The sequence below is a fragment of the Streptomyces sp. JLYT201 genome (assembly GCF_059448825.1).
Genome location: NZ_CM182551.1, coordinates 7,799,653 through 7,814,056 on the forward strand (window position 1 = coordinate 7,799,653; position 14,404 = coordinate 7,814,056).

15 protein-coding genes and 1 pseudogene are annotated in these 14,404 nt (G+C 70.8%); 15 read left to right on the top strand and 1 reads right to left on the bottom strand.

The window, feature by feature from the left end; genetic code table 11:
- Positions 1-46: 46 nt before the first annotated feature.
- From dop to prcA, 5 genes and pseudogenes are all read left to right on the top strand, one after another.
- Positions 47-1,558, top strand: coding sequence for a depupylase/deamidase Dop (gene dop, locus AC5WAM_RS33175; protein WP_366789680.1), 1,512 nt, complete (start codon positions 47-49; stop codon positions 1,556-1,558).
- Positions 1,559-1,689: 131 nt separating this feature from the next.
- Positions 1,690-1,908 carry a ubiquitin-like protein Pup gene (locus AC5WAM_RS33180; RefSeq protein WP_030356241.1) on the top strand — a complete coding sequence of 73 codons (219 nt, stop codon included), beginning with the start codon at positions 1,690-1,692 and terminating at the stop codon, positions 1,906-1,908.
- Between the two features lie 156 nt (positions 1,909-2,064).
- Positions 2,065-2,289 (top strand): annotated as a pseudogene (locus tag AC5WAM_RS33185) (endonuclease domain-containing protein); the annotation flags it as partial.
- On the top strand, positions 2,241-3,086 hold the full coding sequence (prcB, locus tag AC5WAM_RS33190) for a proteasome subunit beta (RefSeq protein WP_030684327.1): 846 nt from the start codon (positions 2,241-2,243) through the stop codon (positions 3,084-3,086). The pseudogene AC5WAM_RS33185 and the gene prcB, both read left to right, overlap by 49 nt.
- A 48-nt stretch (positions 3,087-3,134) precedes the next feature.
- On the top strand, positions 3,135-3,914 hold the full coding sequence (gene prcA / locus AC5WAM_RS33195) for a proteasome subunit alpha (protein WP_366789683.1): 780 nt from the start codon (positions 3,135-3,137) through the stop codon (positions 3,912-3,914).
- Between the two features lie 39 nt (positions 3,915-3,953).
- On the opposite strand, the gene AC5WAM_RS33200 is transcribed toward prcA, so the two are convergent.
- Complete coding sequence (locus AC5WAM_RS33200) at positions 3,954-5,015, bottom strand: LacI family DNA-binding transcriptional regulator (RefSeq protein ID WP_495519791.1); 1,062 nt, start codon at positions 5,013-5,015, stop codon at positions 3,954-3,956.
- 144 nt (positions 5,016-5,159) lie between these two features.
- Here AC5WAM_RS33200 and AC5WAM_RS33205 point away from each other — a divergent pair, with 144 nt between their 5' ends.
- The 10 genes from AC5WAM_RS33205 (at position 5,160) to tatC (ending at position 14,345) form a co-directional block, all read left to right on the top strand.
- Complete coding sequence (locus AC5WAM_RS33205; protein ID WP_495519792.1) at positions 5,160-6,434, top strand: MFS transporter; 1,275 nt, start codon at positions 5,160-5,162, stop codon at positions 6,432-6,434.
- A gap of 9 nt (positions 6,435-6,443) precedes the next feature.
- The gene (gene pafA, locus AC5WAM_RS33210) at positions 6,444-7,805 is read left to right on the top strand and encodes a Pup--protein ligase (protein ID WP_138958692.1); all 1,362 of its coding nucleotides are present in this window, start codon (positions 6,444-6,446) and stop codon (positions 7,803-7,805) included.
- A gap of 174 nt (positions 7,806-7,979) precedes the next feature.
- On the top strand, positions 7,980-8,972 hold the full coding sequence (locus AC5WAM_RS33215; protein ID WP_366789686.1) for an FKBP-type peptidyl-prolyl cis-trans isomerase: 993 nt from the start codon (positions 7,980-7,982) through the stop codon (positions 8,970-8,972).
- A gap of 59 nt (positions 8,973-9,031) precedes the next feature.
- Complete coding sequence (locus tag AC5WAM_RS33220) at positions 9,032-9,406, top strand: FKBP-type peptidyl-prolyl cis-trans isomerase (RefSeq protein ID WP_495519793.1); 375 nt, start codon at positions 9,032-9,034, stop codon at positions 9,404-9,406.
- Positions 9,407-9,660: 254 nt separating this feature from the next.
- On the top strand, positions 9,661-10,707 hold the full coding sequence (locus AC5WAM_RS33225) for a helix-turn-helix transcriptional regulator (RefSeq protein ID WP_366789688.1): 1,047 nt from the start codon (positions 9,661-9,663) through the stop codon (positions 10,705-10,707).
- A 17-nt stretch (positions 10,708-10,724) separates the two neighbouring features.
- Positions 10,725-11,762, top strand: coding sequence for a helix-turn-helix transcriptional regulator (locus AC5WAM_RS33230; protein ID WP_253916887.1), 1,038 nt, complete (start codon positions 10,725-10,727; stop codon positions 11,760-11,762).
- 550 nt (positions 11,763-12,312) lie between these two features.
- Complete coding sequence (locus AC5WAM_RS33235; protein ID WP_225987050.1) at positions 12,313-12,555, top strand: phage terminase large subunit family protein; 243 nt, start codon at positions 12,313-12,315, stop codon at positions 12,553-12,555.
- 9 nt (positions 12,556-12,564) lie between these two features.
- Complete coding sequence (locus AC5WAM_RS33240; RefSeq protein WP_495519794.1) at positions 12,565-12,762, top strand: hypothetical protein; 198 nt, start codon at positions 12,565-12,567, stop codon at positions 12,760-12,762.
- Positions 12,763-13,065: 303 nt separating this feature from the next.
- Positions 13,066-13,353: a Sec-independent protein translocase subunit TatA gene (gene tatA / locus AC5WAM_RS33245; protein WP_138958688.1), complete on the top strand. Its 288-nt coding sequence runs from the start codon at positions 13,066-13,068 to the stop codon at positions 13,351-13,353.
- A gap of 50 nt (positions 13,354-13,403) precedes the next feature.
- On the top strand, positions 13,404-14,345 hold the full coding sequence (tatC, locus tag AC5WAM_RS33250) for a twin-arginine translocase subunit TatC (RefSeq protein ID WP_495519795.1): 942 nt from the start codon (positions 13,404-13,406) through the stop codon (positions 14,343-14,345).
- Positions 14,346-14,404 lie beyond the last annotated feature (59 nt).

Sequence of the window (14,404 nt, forward strand, 5' to 3'; positions counted from 1 at the left end):
TGAGCTGCGCCCCCGACCGAGGGCGCCGCCGGGCAAGGAGGGCCGCATGACCGTACGGCGAGTAATGGGCATCGAGACGGAGTACGGAATCTCCGTCCCCGGCCACCCCAACGCCAATGCCATGCTCACCTCGTCCCAGATCGTCAACGCCTACGCCGCGGCGATGCACCGGGCGCGACGCGCCCGCTGGGACTTCGAGGAGGAGAACCCGCTGCGGGACGCACGGGGCTTCGACCTCGCCCGCGAAGCCGCCGACGCCAGCCAGCTCACCGACGAGGACATCGGCCTCGCCAACGTCATCCTCACCAACGGGGCACGCCTCTACGTCGACCACGCGCACCCCGAGTACAGCGCGCCCGAGGTCACCAACCCCCGCGACGCCGTCCTCTGGGACAAGGCCGGCGAGCGCATCATGGCCGAGGCCGCCGAGCGCGCGGCCCAGCTCCCCGGTGCCCAGCCGATCCACCTCTACAAGAACAACACCGACAACAAGGGCGCCTCCTACGGCACGCACGAGAACTACCTGATGAAGCGGGAGACCCCCTTCTCGGACATCGTGCGCCACCTCACGCCCTTCTTCGTCTCCCGCCAGGTCGTCACCGGCGCGGGCCGCGTCGGCATCGGCCAGGACGGCCACGAGCACGGCTTCCAGCTCAGCCAGCGCGCCGACTACTTCGAGGTCGAGGTCGGCCTGGAGACCACCCTCAAGCGGCCCATCATCAACACCCGCGACGAGCCCCACGCCGACGCCGAGAAGTACCGCCGCCTCCACGTGATCATCGGCGACGCGAACCTCTCGGAGATCTCCACCTATCTGAAGCTGGGCACCACCTCCCTCGTCCTCGCCATGATCGAGGACGCCTTCATCGCCGTGGACCTCGCCGTGGACCAGCCCGTCCGCACCCTCCACCAGGTCTCCCACGACCCGTCCCTCCAGCGCCTGATCACGCTCCGTAGCGGCCGCACCCTGACGGCCGTACAACTCCAGATGGAGTACTTCGAGCTGGCCCGCAAGTACGTCGAAGAGCGCTACGGAGCCGACGCCGACGACCAGACCAAGGACGTCCTGGCCCGCTGGGAGGACGTGCTCAACCGTCTGGAGCACGACCCGATGAGCCTCTCCGGAGAGCTCGACTGGGTCGCCAAGCGGGAACTCATGGAGGGCTACCGCCGCCGTGACGGCCTCGACTGGGACGCCGCCCGGCTGCACCTGGTCGACCTCCAGTACGCCGACGTGCGGGCCGAGAAGGGCCTCTACAACCGCCTCGTGGCCCGCGGCAAGATGAAGCGGCTCCTGGACGAGTCCGACGTCGAGCGGGCCCGCACCAAGCCCCCCGAGGACACCCGCGCCTACTTCCGCGGCCGCTGCCTGGAGCAGTACGCCGACGACGTCGCGGCGGCCTCCTGGGACTCGGTGATCTTCGACCTTCCCGGCCGGGACTCCCTCCAGCGGGTCCCGACCCTGGAGCCCCTTCGCGGAACGCGCAATCACGTGAAGGAGCTGCTCGACCGGTGTCGCACGGCGGAAGATCTGGTCCGCGTGCTCTCCGGGGGCTGAACCGCGGCTGAAAGCGCGACGGCCGGGGAATCACAGAGGTGGGCCCCGCACGTTCCACGAAGTGCGGGGCCGATGTCGGACCCGGATTGTAGGGTCTGATCAAGAACGTCTAACCGAGCGGGGTGAGGTAGATGGCGACCAAGGACACCGGCGGCGGACAGCAGAAGGCGACGCGCTCCACCGAGGAGGTCGAGGAGCAGACCCAGGACGCGCAGGCATCCGAGGACCTCAAGGAGCGCCAGGAGAAGCTGAGCGACGATGTCGACTCGGTTCTTGACGAAATTGACGATGTACTCGAGGAGAATGCAGAGGACTTCGTGCGGTCCTTCGTTCAAAAGGGTGGCCAGTAGAGCCATCCTCCTTCGATTCGAAGGTCTGTCGCGGAGTGCGGGCCGGGGCGGAGGCGGGCAGCCGCGCATCACGCGGCCTCGTGGAGCCGCGCACGGCCCGCACCCTCCGTGGCGCGGAAGCCGCCGACAGCAGACGGTGGCGCCCGCCGTGACAGGTGCTTTCGCGCCCTGCCGAAGCCGCCTCCGGGCGGCCGTACGACGCACGTGGACAGCCGCCCCGGGGCGGGTAGGGTCCGTGGCGTACTGTGCTTCAACTGCAATTCGGCCATCGGCAAGTTGGGAGACGATCCCGACGCCCTCCGTCGGGCCATCAGCTACTTGGAAGGAAACCCGTGGAAGCCAACACTCGTAGCACCGGGCGTCTACCGGCTGCCTTCCTGACGCCGGGGTCCTCGTCCTTCGTGGACTTCCTCGCTTCGCACCAGCCGGAAATGCTCCCGGGCAAGCGGACGTTGCCGCCGACGCAGGGCGTGATCGAGGCGCCGCACGGCACGACCATCGTCGCGACGACGTTCCCCGGCGGCGTGGTGCTCGCCGGCGACCGGCGGGCGACGATGGGGAACGTCATCGCGCAGCGTGACATCGAGAAGGTCTTCCCGGCGGACGAGTACTCGGCGGTGGGCATCGCCGGTACGGCCGGTCTGGCCGTGGAGATGGTCAAGCTGTTCCAGTTGGAGCTCGAGCACTTCGAGAAGGTCGAGGGCGCCCAGCTCTCCCTGGAGGGCAAGGCGAACCGCCTGTCGACCATGATCCGGAGCAATCTGGGCATGGCGATGCAGGGCCTGGCCGTGGTCCCGTTGTTCGCGGGGTATGACGTGGACCGCGAGCGGGGCCGGATCTTCTCGTACGACGTGACGGGCGGCCGCAGCGAGGAACACGGCTTCGCGGCGACGGGTTCCGGTTCGGTGTTCGCGCGCGGCTCCATGAAGAAGCTGTACCGCGACGACCTGACGGAGGAGCAGGCGACGACGCTGGTCGTACAGGCGCTGTACGACGCGGCGGACGACGATTCCGCGACCGGCGGCCCGGACGTGGCGCGCCGGATCTATCCCATCGTGACGGTGATCTCCGAGGAGGGTTTCCGGAGGCTGTCGGAGGAGGAGTCCTCCGCGATCGCGCGCTCGATTCTGGAGCGGCGTCTTGAGCAGCCGGACGGACCCCGCGCAGCACTGCTCTGAGTACTCCGTTGTTGTTGTGAAGTTTTGACAGAAAGGGACGGATAGCCGGTGTCGACGCCGTTCTATGTCTCACCCCAGCAGGCCATGGCCGACCGGGCGGAGTATGCCCGCAAGGGCATCGCTCGCGGTCGCAGTCTGGTTGTGCTGCAGTACGCCGACGGCATTGTGTTCGTCGGTGAGAACCCGTCCCGTGCGCTGCACAAGTTCAGCGAGATCTACGACCGGATCGGTTTCGCCGCGGCCGGCAAGTACAACGAGTACGAGAACCTCCGAATTGGCGGTGTCCGCTACGCGGATCTGCGGGGATATACGTACGACCGTGACGATGTGACGGCCCGTGGTCTGGCGAACGTGTACGCGCAGACGCTGGGCACGATTTTCTCCTCCAATGCCGAGAAGCCGTACGAGGTGGAGCTGGTCGTCGCGGAGGTCGGTACGACCCCGGACGGGGACCAGATCTATCGGCTGCCGCACGACGGCTCGATCGTGGACGAGCACGGTTCGGTCGCGGTGGGTGGCAATGCGGAGCAGATCAGTACGTATCTGGATCAGCGGCACCGGGACGGGATGACCCTCGCGGAGGCGCTGAAGCTGGCGGTGCAGTCACTGTCGCGCGATACGAACGGCAGTGAGCGGGAGATCCCGGCGGAGCGGCTCGAAGTGGCGGTTCTGGACCGGACGCGTCCGCAGCAGCGCAAGTTCAAGCGGATCGTGGGCGGCCAGCTGGAGCGGCTGCTCGGCGGCGAGGCCGCGGCTCAGGCGTCCTCGGACGCGGAGGCCGACGGCGAGTCGGACGAGGCCTCCGAGGGCGGTTCGTCCCAGGAGTAGCGGTCCGAGGTTCCGCGGAGGGCCCCGTGCCCCGGTGCGTCAGCGCCGGGACACGGGGCTCTGTGCTGTGGAGCCGCGGACGACGAGCTGGACGGGCAGGGGCGCGGGCTCGGGGGTGCGGCCGTCGAGGACGTCCAGGAGGGTGGCCATGGCCTGCTCGCCGAAGTCCTCGGCGGGCAGTCGGACGGTGGTGAGCTCGGGTTCGACGGCGGTGGCGAGGGTGAGGTCGTCGAAGCCGGTGACGCTGAGGTCGTCGGGGACGTGCAGGCCGAGGCGGCGCGCGGCCTTGCAGGCGCCCGCGGCGAGGACGTCGTCGTCGCAGATGAGGGCGGTGGGCCGGGGGCCGGGTGCGGTGAGGGCGGCTTCGGTGGCGGTGCGGGCCTCGTCGACGGTGAGGGCGGCCTTGACGGTGCGGTGGCGTGCGCCGGTGCCGTGCAGGGTGGCGGCGAGGGTGTGGCGGCGTACGTCGAAGGTCCAGGAGTCGATGTCCGCGGTGAGGTGGAGCAGGTCGCGGTGGCCGAGGGCGAGGAGGTGCTCGGTGACCTGGCGGGTGCCGTCGGCGATGTCGAGGTTGACGGTGGCGGCGCCGAGGCTGTGGGCGGGGTCGCTGTCGAGCATGACGAGGGGGAGGGCGTCGCCGCGGAGGGTGGCGAGGGCGTCGGAGGCCATGGAGGAGGCGAGGACGCCGTCGAGGGCGGCGCGGGCGGAGCCGAAGGGATCGCTGACGCGGGGCGCCTGGGTGGTGGACCCGCTGGGGCCGACGCTGTCGGGGGAGGGGTAGAGGACGACGCTGAAGCCGTGCCGGGCGGCGACGCGGGCCGCACCGGTGTGCAGCCGGGCGAAGAACTCGTTGGTGAGCGCGGGGACGACGAGGAGCGCGGTGCGGGTGCGGCCGAGGCGGAGGTTGCGGGCGGCGAGGTTGGGGCGGTAGCCGAGTTCTCGGGCGGCGGTGCGGACGCGTTCGGCGGTGCGCTCGGCGACGCGGCCCTGCCACTTCTCGCCGAGGACCAGGGAGACGGTGGCCTGCGAGACGCCGGCTGCGCGGGCGACGTCGCGGCTGGTGGGGCGGGGGGCCGTGGTGTCGTGCTGGGGCCTTGCCACGGACGTCTCCTGGGGTGGGTGGTCGCCGCCGCGGGGCGGAGTACTCGGTGGACTGTGAACAGCGCTCATGGTACGTATGACCCGCGACGTTATACGTAACACTTGAGGCGCTGCGGCGCACGGGCGGGCGAGGAGAGCTCACTGATGGCTTCCGGTTACGGCGAGATCCTGCGCGCGCGGTACGCGACACGGCTGCTCGCGGGCACCCTTGTGGGCCGTTTGCCCAATGCGACGGCGGCCATCGCCATCGTCCTCTTCGTCCGCGCGGAGGGCGGGACGTACAGCCTGGCGGGTGCGCTCGCGGCGGTGTACGGGGTGGCGACGGCGGTGGGCCAGCCCCTGTTGGGACGCCTTGTGGACCTGTACGGGCAGCCGCGGGTGATGCTGCCGTCGGCGGTGGCGTCGGCGCTCGGCATGGCGCTCTTCGCGGTCGCGGGGCCGAACGCGCCGGTCGCCGCGTATCTCGCGATGGTGATCGCCGGAGTGTTCACACCGCCCCTGGAGGGCGGTCTGCGGGCGCTGTGGCCGGACGTGCTCGGCAAGGAGGAGCAGGTCCACACGGCGTACGCGATGGACGCGGTGGCACAGGAAGTGATGTTCACCGTCGGCCCGTTGCTGGTGACGGGCATCGTGTCGCTGTGGTCGGCGCAGGCGGCGCTCCTGGTGGTGAACGCCATCGGGGTGCTCGGCGCGCTGTCGGTGGTGGTGTCGCGCCCCTCGCGCGCGTGGCGCTCGGCGCCCCGGGAGGCGCACTGGCTCGGGGCCCTGCGCTCGCCGGGGCTGCTCGCGCTCCTCGGCGCGTTCCTGTGCGTGGGGACCGCGCTCGGGGCGATCACGGTGGCGGGCGTCAGCTACGCGGACGCGCACGGCGGCGACGCGGTCTACGGCTGGATGATGGCGGGCCTGGGCCTGGGGGCCCTGCTGGGCGGCGTGGTCTACGGGGCGCGGCAGTGGAGCGGGGTGCCGGAGCGGCGCCTGGTGGTCCTGGTGGCGCTGCTCGCCGTCTTCTACCTGCCGCTGGTCCTCACGCCGGGCGCGGTGGGGATGGTGGTGCTGACGTCGCTGGCGGGGGTGTTCCTCGCGCCGGCGCTCGCGTGCGCGTTCATCGTGGTGGACCGGCACGCTCCGCGGGGCACGGTCACGGAGGCGTTCTCGTGGCTGGTGACGACGTTCACGGTGGGGACCGCGGTGGGGACGGCGGCCGGTGGGCCGGTGGTGGAGCGGGGCGGCACGGAGTGGGGTTTCGCGGTGCCGGGCCTCGCAGGAGCGGCCGCCGTGCTGGTGCTGTTGTGCACCAGGAGGGTGCTCGTGGTGCGTGGTGCGGGTGTGGTCGTCGCGGCCGAGGCCGGTGTGACCTCTTCGGAAACTGATCGAAACGGTACCGTCGAACCCGGTTTCAGTGCGGGGCATCGGGCGTAATGTTCTGGCATGGACCGCCGCATTTTCGGGCTGGAGAACGAGTACGGTGTCACGTGCACGTTCAGGGGACAGCGCCGTCTGTCGCCTGACGAAGTGGCGCGCTACCTCTTCCGCCGTGTTGTGTCATGGGGCCGCAGCAGCAACGTCTTTCTGCGGAACGGCGCCCGCCTGTATCTCGACGTGGGCTCACACCCGGAATACGCAACACCCGAGTGTGACAACGTGACCGAGCTGGTCACCCACGACAAGGCCGGCGAGCGCATTCTGGAAGGCCTGCTCGTCGACGCCGAGCGTCGCCTGCACGAGGAGGGAATCGCGGGTGACGTCTATCTGTTCAAGAACAACACCGACTCGGCGGGAAACTCATATGGTTGCCATGAGAACTATCTCGTGGCGCGGCACGGTGAGTTCTCGCGCCTCGCGGACATCCTGATTCCGTTCCTCGTCACCCGGCAGTTGCTGTGCGGTGCGGGCAAGGTGCTCCAGACGCCGCGGGGCGCCGTCTACTGCGTGAGCCAGCGGGCGGAGCACATCTGGGAGGGCGTGTCGTCGGCGACGACGCGGTCCCGTCCCATCATCAACACGCGTGACGAGCCGCACGCGGACGCCGAGCGCTACCGCCGCCTGCACGTGATCGTCGGCGACTCGAACATGTCCGAGACGACGATGCTCCTGAAGGTCGGTGCGACCGATCTGGTGCTTCGCATGATCGAGGCGGGCACGGTGATGCGGGACCTGACCCTGGAGAACCCGATCCGGGCGATCCGCGAGGTCAGCCACGACACGACGGGCCGCCGCAAGGTCCGCCTCGCCAGCGGCCGGGAGGCCTCGGCCCTCGAGGTCCAGCGCGAGTACTACGAGAAGGCGGTGGACTTCGTCGAGCGCCGAGGCATCCGCACGGGCACGGTCGAGCGCGTCCTGGAGCTGTGGGGACGCACCCTGGACTCGATCGAGTCCGAGGACCTGGACCGCATCGCCACGGAGATCGACTGGGTGATGAAGTACAAGCTCATCGAGCGCTACCGGGCGAAGAACAACATGACGATGTCGCACCCGAGGGTCGCCCAGATAGACCTCGCGTACCACGACATCCACCGTCGCCGGGGCCTGTACTACCTCCTGGAGCGGAAGGGGCAAGCCGCCCGGATCTGCAACGACTTGAAGATCTTCGAGGGCAAGTCGGTGCCGCCGCAGACGACCCGGGCGCGGCTGCGCGGCGACTTCATCCGCCGGGCCCAGGAGCAGCGCCGGGACTTCACGGTCGACTGGGTGCACCTGAAGCTGAACGACCAGGCGCAGCGCACGGTGTTGTGCAAGGACCCCTTCCGTTCGGTGGACGACCGGGTGGAGAAGCTCATCGCCGGGATGTGAGGGACCGGCGGGCCGGGCCCGCCGCCGTTCGGCCGGTCCCCGGGACCGGTGAGACGTCAGTGCGTGGCGGGAACGCAACGCGGGGCGCCGCACGTTCCTCGTGCGGCGCCCTTCTCACTGCGTAGAGTTGCGCGCACGCCAACTGACAAGATCGAACGATACGAGGCCCCCACCGTGCGCCGACGCTCACTCCTCCTGGCCGTTCCGGCCGGCCTGCTGACCCTGGCCGGATGTGGTGACGACAAGTCCGACAAGGCCAAGCCCAAGGACAGCAACTCGCCGACGAACTCCATGCCCCCCAAGGGCAAGATCGTCGACGGCCCTGTGCCCGAGATCACGAAGGGCACGAAGTTCGGTGAGAAGCCGACGGTGGCCAAGGGTTCCGGCAAGCCGTCCACCGACCTCGCGGTGAAGACGATCATCGCGGGCAAGGGCGTCGAGGTCGCCAAGGGCGACTATCTCCAGGCCCACTACCTGGGCCAGATCTGGGACACCGCGAAGGTCTTCGACAACTCCTACGACCGCAAGGCGCCCACGATCTTCCCGATCGGCGTCGGCCAGGTCATCCCCGGCTGGGACCAGGGCCTGGTCGGCAAGAAGGTCGACAGCCGCGTCGAGCTCGCCATCCCCCCGGCCCTCGGCTACGGCAAGGAGGGCAACAAGCAGGCGGGCATCAAGGGCACGGACACCCTGGTCTTCGTCGTCGACATCGTGAACACGTACGGCCCGAAGAGCTCCGCCAAGGGCAAAGACGTGGCGCAGGACAACAAGGACCTGCCGAAGGTCGGGACGAACACCGACGGCAAGGCCCCCAAGGTCGACGTGCCGAAGACGGCCGCCCCCAAGAAGGTCTCGGCGACCTACGTCATCGAGGGCAAGGGCGACGAGGTCAAGGAGAGCGACACGCTCCTGTGCCAGTACAAGGGCGTGCTGTGGGCGGACGGCAAGGAGTTCGACTCCTCGTACAAGAGCGGTCGGCTCGCGCAGTTCCAGCTCGCTCAGGTCATCCCGGGCTGGCGCCAGGGCCTGACCGGCAAGAAGGTCGGCAGCCGCGTCCTGGTCGTCGTCCCGCCGAAGGACGGGTACGGGGACAAGCCGCCGCAGAACAGCCCCATCAAGAAGGACTCCACGCTCGTCTTCTCGGTGGACATCCTCGCGAAGATGTGAGGCCGCGGGATGGCAGACTGTCCCGGTTGTCCTTATCGCTATGAGCAGGAGCTAGTCACGTGAACATCGACAAGCCCGAGATCGACTTCCCCGAGGGCCCGGCTCCCACGGAGCTCCAGATCGACGAGATCTGGGAGGGCGAGGGCGCGGAGGCCAAGGCGGGCGACTTCGTCCAGGTCCACTACGTGGGCGTGTCCTTCTCCTCCGGCGAGGAGTTCGACGCCTCCTGGAACCGCGGCAAGCCGCTGGAGTTCCAGCTCGGTGCCGGTCAGGTCATCGCGGGCTGGGACCAGGGCGTGCAGGGCATGAAGGTCGGCGGGCGCCGCAAGCTGACGATCCCGGCGCACCTGGCGTACGGCGACCGTGGCGCAGGCGGCGGCCGCATCGCCCCGGGCGAGACGCTGATCTTCGTCTGTGACCTCGTGTCCGTCTGAGACGGCTGACCCGGCCGCGGCGGCTCGTGCCGTGCGGCCGGAGGTGTCCGTGGGGCCCGCGCCGGTGTCGGCACGGGCCCCCGCGGCGTCTTCCGTCCCCGTCGGCGGACGGGCGCCCGGGGCGTGCGCCGTGCCCTCGGCTTTTGCCACGACACGCCGTAGCGGTACGGTCATCGTTCGGAAGCACTGGTGAGCGGGGCACCTGGGGCGGCGGGCGGTCGTCCACCGGGGAGCACGGCCGAGAAAGGGCGTCGATGGCCATTGCCAAGGCCGAGCGGCTGATGAGTCTGGCGCTGTGTCTGCTCGGGACGAGGCGTCCGCTCAGCAAGCGTGAGCTTCGGGAGTCGATCGAGGCGTACGTCGAAGCGTTCGGGCCGGGAAGGGGCGCCGCCTTCGGGCCGGGGCGGGGTGCCGCCGGGTCCGGCAGGGGCGCGGCCACCGGGCCGGGGGCCGCCGCGGCGGCGGCCGAGGAGTCCTTCAACCGCATGTTCGAGCGAGACAAGGACGATCTGCGGGAGCTGGGCCTCGTCATCGAGACGGTGGAGAACCTGGACGGCGAGACGGGCTATCTCGCCCGCCGGGACAGCAACCGGCTGCCGCCGATCACTCTGGACGCCGAGGAGGCCGCGGCCCTCGGTGTCGCCGCGAAGGTGTGGCAGCAGGCGAGGCTCGCCGGTGCCGCGAGCGGCGCGCTGCACAAGCTGCGGGCGGCGGGGCTGCCCGAGGGCGTCGATCCGTACGAGGCGCACGGCGCCCTGGAGCCGCGCATTCCGGTGCACGAGGCGGCGTTCGAACCGCTGATGCTGGCGTGCCGTGACCGCAGGCCGGTCGTCTTCGACTACCGCAAGGCGACGGCGGCCCGGCCCGAGCAGCGCCACGTCGAGCCGTGGGCGCTCGAGTGCTGGCGCGGCCACTGGTATCTGGCGGGCTGGGACCGGGACCGCGAGGACGAGCGGGTCTTCCGGCTCTCCCGCATCACGGGCAAGGTCCGCTCGCGGGCGGGCACGTTCCGGGCCGAGGTGCCCGACGTGGTGACCGTGCGGGAGACCGTGGCGAGCTGGGCGGGCGAGAAGGCGGACCGCACCGCGCTGATCCGGCTGCGCAAGGGCGCGGGCTATCCGCTGCGCGCCCGGGCCGTGGGCACGCGGGAGCTGGACGGCGACTGGGACGAGCTGGAGATTCCGTACGGGCACGGGCTCGACGCCTGGCTGGTGGAGTTCGGGCCCGACGTGGTGGTGCTTGAGCCCGCCGAGCTGCGGGCCGACGTGGTGGACCGGCTGCGTGCCGTGGCCAAGGGCTGAGGGGACGAGAGCGAGCAATGGCCGCGAACGCCATCGACCAGACCCGGCGGATGCTGTCCCTGGTGACGTATCTGCGCGAGCGCCCCGGGGCGCGCGTCGCGGACGTCGCGCGGGCCTTCGGCATCAGCCAGGACGAGCTGATCTCCGACCTGGACGTCCTGCCGCTGTGCGGGACCAGCTTCCGCGGGGGTGACCTGCTCGACATCGACACGGACGGCGACCGCATCTGGTGGCACAACCCGGACGCGCTGGGGGCGGACGCGGCGGAGCCCCTGCGGCTCGCCGCCGACGAGGCGACGGCGCTGCTCGTGGCGGCGCGCGCGGTGGCGACGCTGCCGGGCCTGCGCGAGAGCGACCGCCTCGCCCTGCTGCGGGCCACCGCCAAGCTGGAGGCGGCGGCCGGTGAGGCGGCCGGTGCCAGCTCGCGGCTCTCGGTGACGTTCGAGTCCGAGGGCGGGGTCTTCGCCGATGTGGACCGGGCGATCTCGGAGCGGCGCAGGCTGTGGATCCGCTACTACTCGCCCGCGCGTGACGAGCTGACCGAGCGCGAGATCGACCCGATCAGGCTGGTGAGCGTCGGCCACACCTATGTGGAGGCGTGGTGCCGCCGCTCCGAGGCGCGGCGCACCTTCCGCCTCGACCGGGTCGCCGAGATCAAGGTCCTGGACGAGCCGTCCGCGCCGCCGGAGATCGAGCTGCGGGACCTGTCGGAGGCGCTGGTGCAGCCCGCCGCCGAGGACCCCGAGGTGGTCGTGGAGGTGGGTCCCGGCGGCCGCTGGGTCGCGGAGTACTACCCGCACGACAGCGCGGAGGAGCTGCCCGACGGCGGTCTGCGCATCACCCTGCGCACGCCCGACCCGGCGTCGCTGCGGCGTCTTGCGCTGCGCCTGGGCGGCGACGGCCGCATCGTCTCGCCGCGGGACCTGGCGGACAGCGCCCGCGAGGCCGCCCGGGAGGCGCTGGCCGCGTACGACGAGCTGCCGTGCGAGGGCGAGCGGGACGGGCGTGAGCCCCTCGCGCCGGGTCCCGGCGCGTCGGGTGAGCGTGGGGCGTGAGGGCGCGGGGCACGGTGAGGGGGCGTGCGGGGGCGGATCGTCCGGAAGCCGGCGCCCGTAGCAGGTGCTCCACCGGGGCGCGGATGCCGGTCGGCGGCGGCTGTGACCGGGGCCGGGGGAGCGGTGCCGTCCGGCGCGGTCGCGCGGTGCGGCCCAGGGGAGCGGCGAGGGCCGCGGGCGCGGGGTGGATTCCGTTCTCGGCAGGGCGTGACCGTGCGTCGTCGGGCGGCTCCGCACCCGGGCCTGACCGTGGGTCATCGGACCAGTTCCGGCCGGGGCGCGACCCGGCGGCCCGACGCGACCCCTCTGCCGTGTGCGACCGCGTGCCCGGGCGTGGCCGTGCGCCGGGGCACGACCGTGCGCCGAAGCGGTGGTGCGGGCCGAGGTGCGACCGTGTGCCGATGCACGCCGGCGAGGTGCGACGCGGGACGGGGCCGCGGCGGATCGGAGCGAGGCCGCAGCGCCCGCGCGGTGGTGCGTGGGAGCCCGCGCGGTGGAGTGTGGAGAGCGCGGAGAACAGAGCCGAGGAGACTTGCACAGTATGTCACTGATGCCCCTTACGCCCCGCCCGGTGGCCGTCCTCTTCAAGGCCGCCTGCCCCGACTGCCGCGCGCGCTTCGAACTGGCGGCGGGTGCGCTGCGGTTGGCGATCGGTGCCAGCCGCCGCACCACCTTCTACTCCTTCACCTGCCCCGAGTGCGGCACCGCCGTGCGCAAGCCCGCGGGGGAGCGCATCGTCGAACTCCTCACCGGTGGCGGGGTGCGCACGCTGCGCCTGCACTCCACCGTCTAGGCTCGACGCATGTTCTGGGCGATGCTGGCGGTGGCCGTGGGATTCTGCGGTCTCGCCGTTCTGGGTGTGTTCGCGATCAAGGTCTTCGTGGAGGCCCAGCGGCTCGGGCGGCAAGTGACCGAGACCACACGGCGGATCAACCGCGCTGCCGAGGACCTGGAGCGGGCGGCGGCCGGTGTGGCCCGCGCGAGCCGGGACGTCGGCTGAGCGCACGCGCCCGCACGGCGCCCGCGGACGCCGGACGGGTGCGGGAGACACCGGACCGGTCCCCGGGGCGACTTGCCGAGGTGGCCGTCGCCCGCGGTCATGCGGCCTGCCGCCGTCCCCGGCCCTGCGGGTACGCTGCTGAAGTGGTCCGAAATGTGAGGCGCGGGCCGCAACTGGGAGTATGCACGGGGATTGCCCCGCGTTTACTCCAGGGGGTTACGATCGCTGCCAAGCCCGGTGGTCGGACGACTGTCCGACAGCCGGTCCCGAAATCTGACGCCTCGGTGAAGAAGGTAGACAGCTATGGGTAGGCTCGGCCCCACCGAGATCATCCTGATCCTCGTCATCCTGGTCCTGCTCTTCGGTGCGAAGAAGCTCCCGGACATGGCCCGGTCCCTCGGCAAGTCGGCGCGCATCCTCAAGAGCGAGGCCAAGGCGATGAAGTCGGACGGCAAGCAGGACGAGGCCGCCCCGGCCGACCCGCCCGCCGACACGACCGCTCCGCAGCAGCGCACCATCCAGGCGGCTCCCGGCGATGTGAGCAGCTCCCGTCCGGTCGCCGAGCCGACCGACCACACGACGAAGCGCTGACCCAAGGCCGGCCCCGGCGGTCGGCCTGCCGCACGAGATGAGGACGTGGGTTGCTCAAGTCTGCCCGCAAGAAGGAGAGGGACCCCGAGGGGCGGATGCCCCTCGCGGACCATTTGCGTGAGCTCCGCAACCGGCTCGCGAAGGGAATGCTGGCGATCGTCGTCGTGTCGATCATCGCCGCGTTCTACAGCGAGGAACTCATGGAGTTCCTCTCCGACCCCGTGCCGCGCTGCGAGGACGGAAAGCCCACCACGGGCGGCGTCTGCGCCAAGGTCGCGTACATGGACCTGCTCTCGCCGTTCACCACGACGGTGAAGGTCTCCCTCATGGTCGGTGTCGTGGTGGCCAGCCCCGTCTGGCTGTACCAGCTCTGGGCCTTCGTCGCGCCCGGACTGCACAAGCACGAGCGCAAGTACACCTATGCCTTCGTCGCCGCGGCCGTGCCGCTGTTCTTCGGCGGCGCCTGGCTGGCGTACGAGATCATGCCCATCAGCATGCGGGTGCTGCTGAGCATCACTCCGGACGGCTCGGAGAACATCCTGCCGATGGACAAGATCCTGGACTTCAGCGTCCGGATGGTCCTGGTCTTCGGTGTCTCCTTCGAACTGCCCCTGCTGCTCGTCATGCTGAACATGACGGGCATCGTCACCGGCCGCCGCATGCTCACCTGGTGGCGCGGGGTCGTGATGGGCGTGTTCGTCTTCGGCGCCGTGGCGACGCCGACGACCGACCCGTTCGGCATGATCGCCCTCGCGGGCCCCATCGTGGTCCTGTACTTCCTGGCCGTCGGCTTCTCCATCCTCAACGACAAGCGTCGCCGCCGCGCCGACCCGGACGCGGAGCTGGACGACGACGAGGCCTCCGAGCTCGACCTCACGCCGCAGCCGGTGGACGACAGCGAGCCCGTCCCCGCGGCCAGGACCGTGCCGGAGCAGGTGAACGGCGACAGCGGCCGCTCGTCGAAGTACAACGGCTACGACGACGTCACCTGACCCCCGGCGTCATCGGGAGCGCAGCACAGCACAGGGGCCGGACGCCCATCGCGTCCGGC

Coding starts and splice junctions, on each gene's coding strand:
- dop (WP_366789680.1), top strand. CDS start 47: ATGACCGTACGGCGAGTAATGGGCATCGAGACGGAGTACGGAATCTCC.
- AC5WAM_RS33180 (WP_030356241.1), top strand. CDS start 1,690: ATGGCGACCAAGGACACCGGCGGCGGACAGCAGAAGGCGACGCGCTCC.
- AC5WAM_RS33205 (WP_495519792.1), top strand. CDS start 5,160: ATGGCTTCCGGTTACGGCGAGATCCTGCGCGCGCGGTACGCGACACGG.
- pafA (WP_138958692.1), top strand. CDS start 6,444: ATGGACCGCCGCATTTTCGGGCTGGAGAACGAGTACGGTGTCACGTGC.
- AC5WAM_RS33225 (WP_366789688.1), top strand. CDS start 9,661: ATGGCCATTGCCAAGGCCGAGCGGCTGATGAGTCTGGCGCTGTGTCTG.
- AC5WAM_RS33230 (WP_253916887.1), top strand. CDS start 10,725: ATGGCCGCGAACGCCATCGACCAGACCCGGCGGATGCTGTCCCTGGTG.
- AC5WAM_RS33235 (WP_225987050.1), top strand. CDS start 12,313: ATGCCCCTTACGCCCCGCCCGGTGGCCGTCCTCTTCAAGGCCGCCTGC.
- AC5WAM_RS33240 (WP_495519794.1), top strand. CDS start 12,565: ATGTTCTGGGCGATGCTGGCGGTGGCCGTGGGATTCTGCGGTCTCGCC.
- tatA (WP_138958688.1), top strand. CDS start 13,066: ATGGGTAGGCTCGGCCCCACCGAGATCATCCTGATCCTCGTCATCCTG.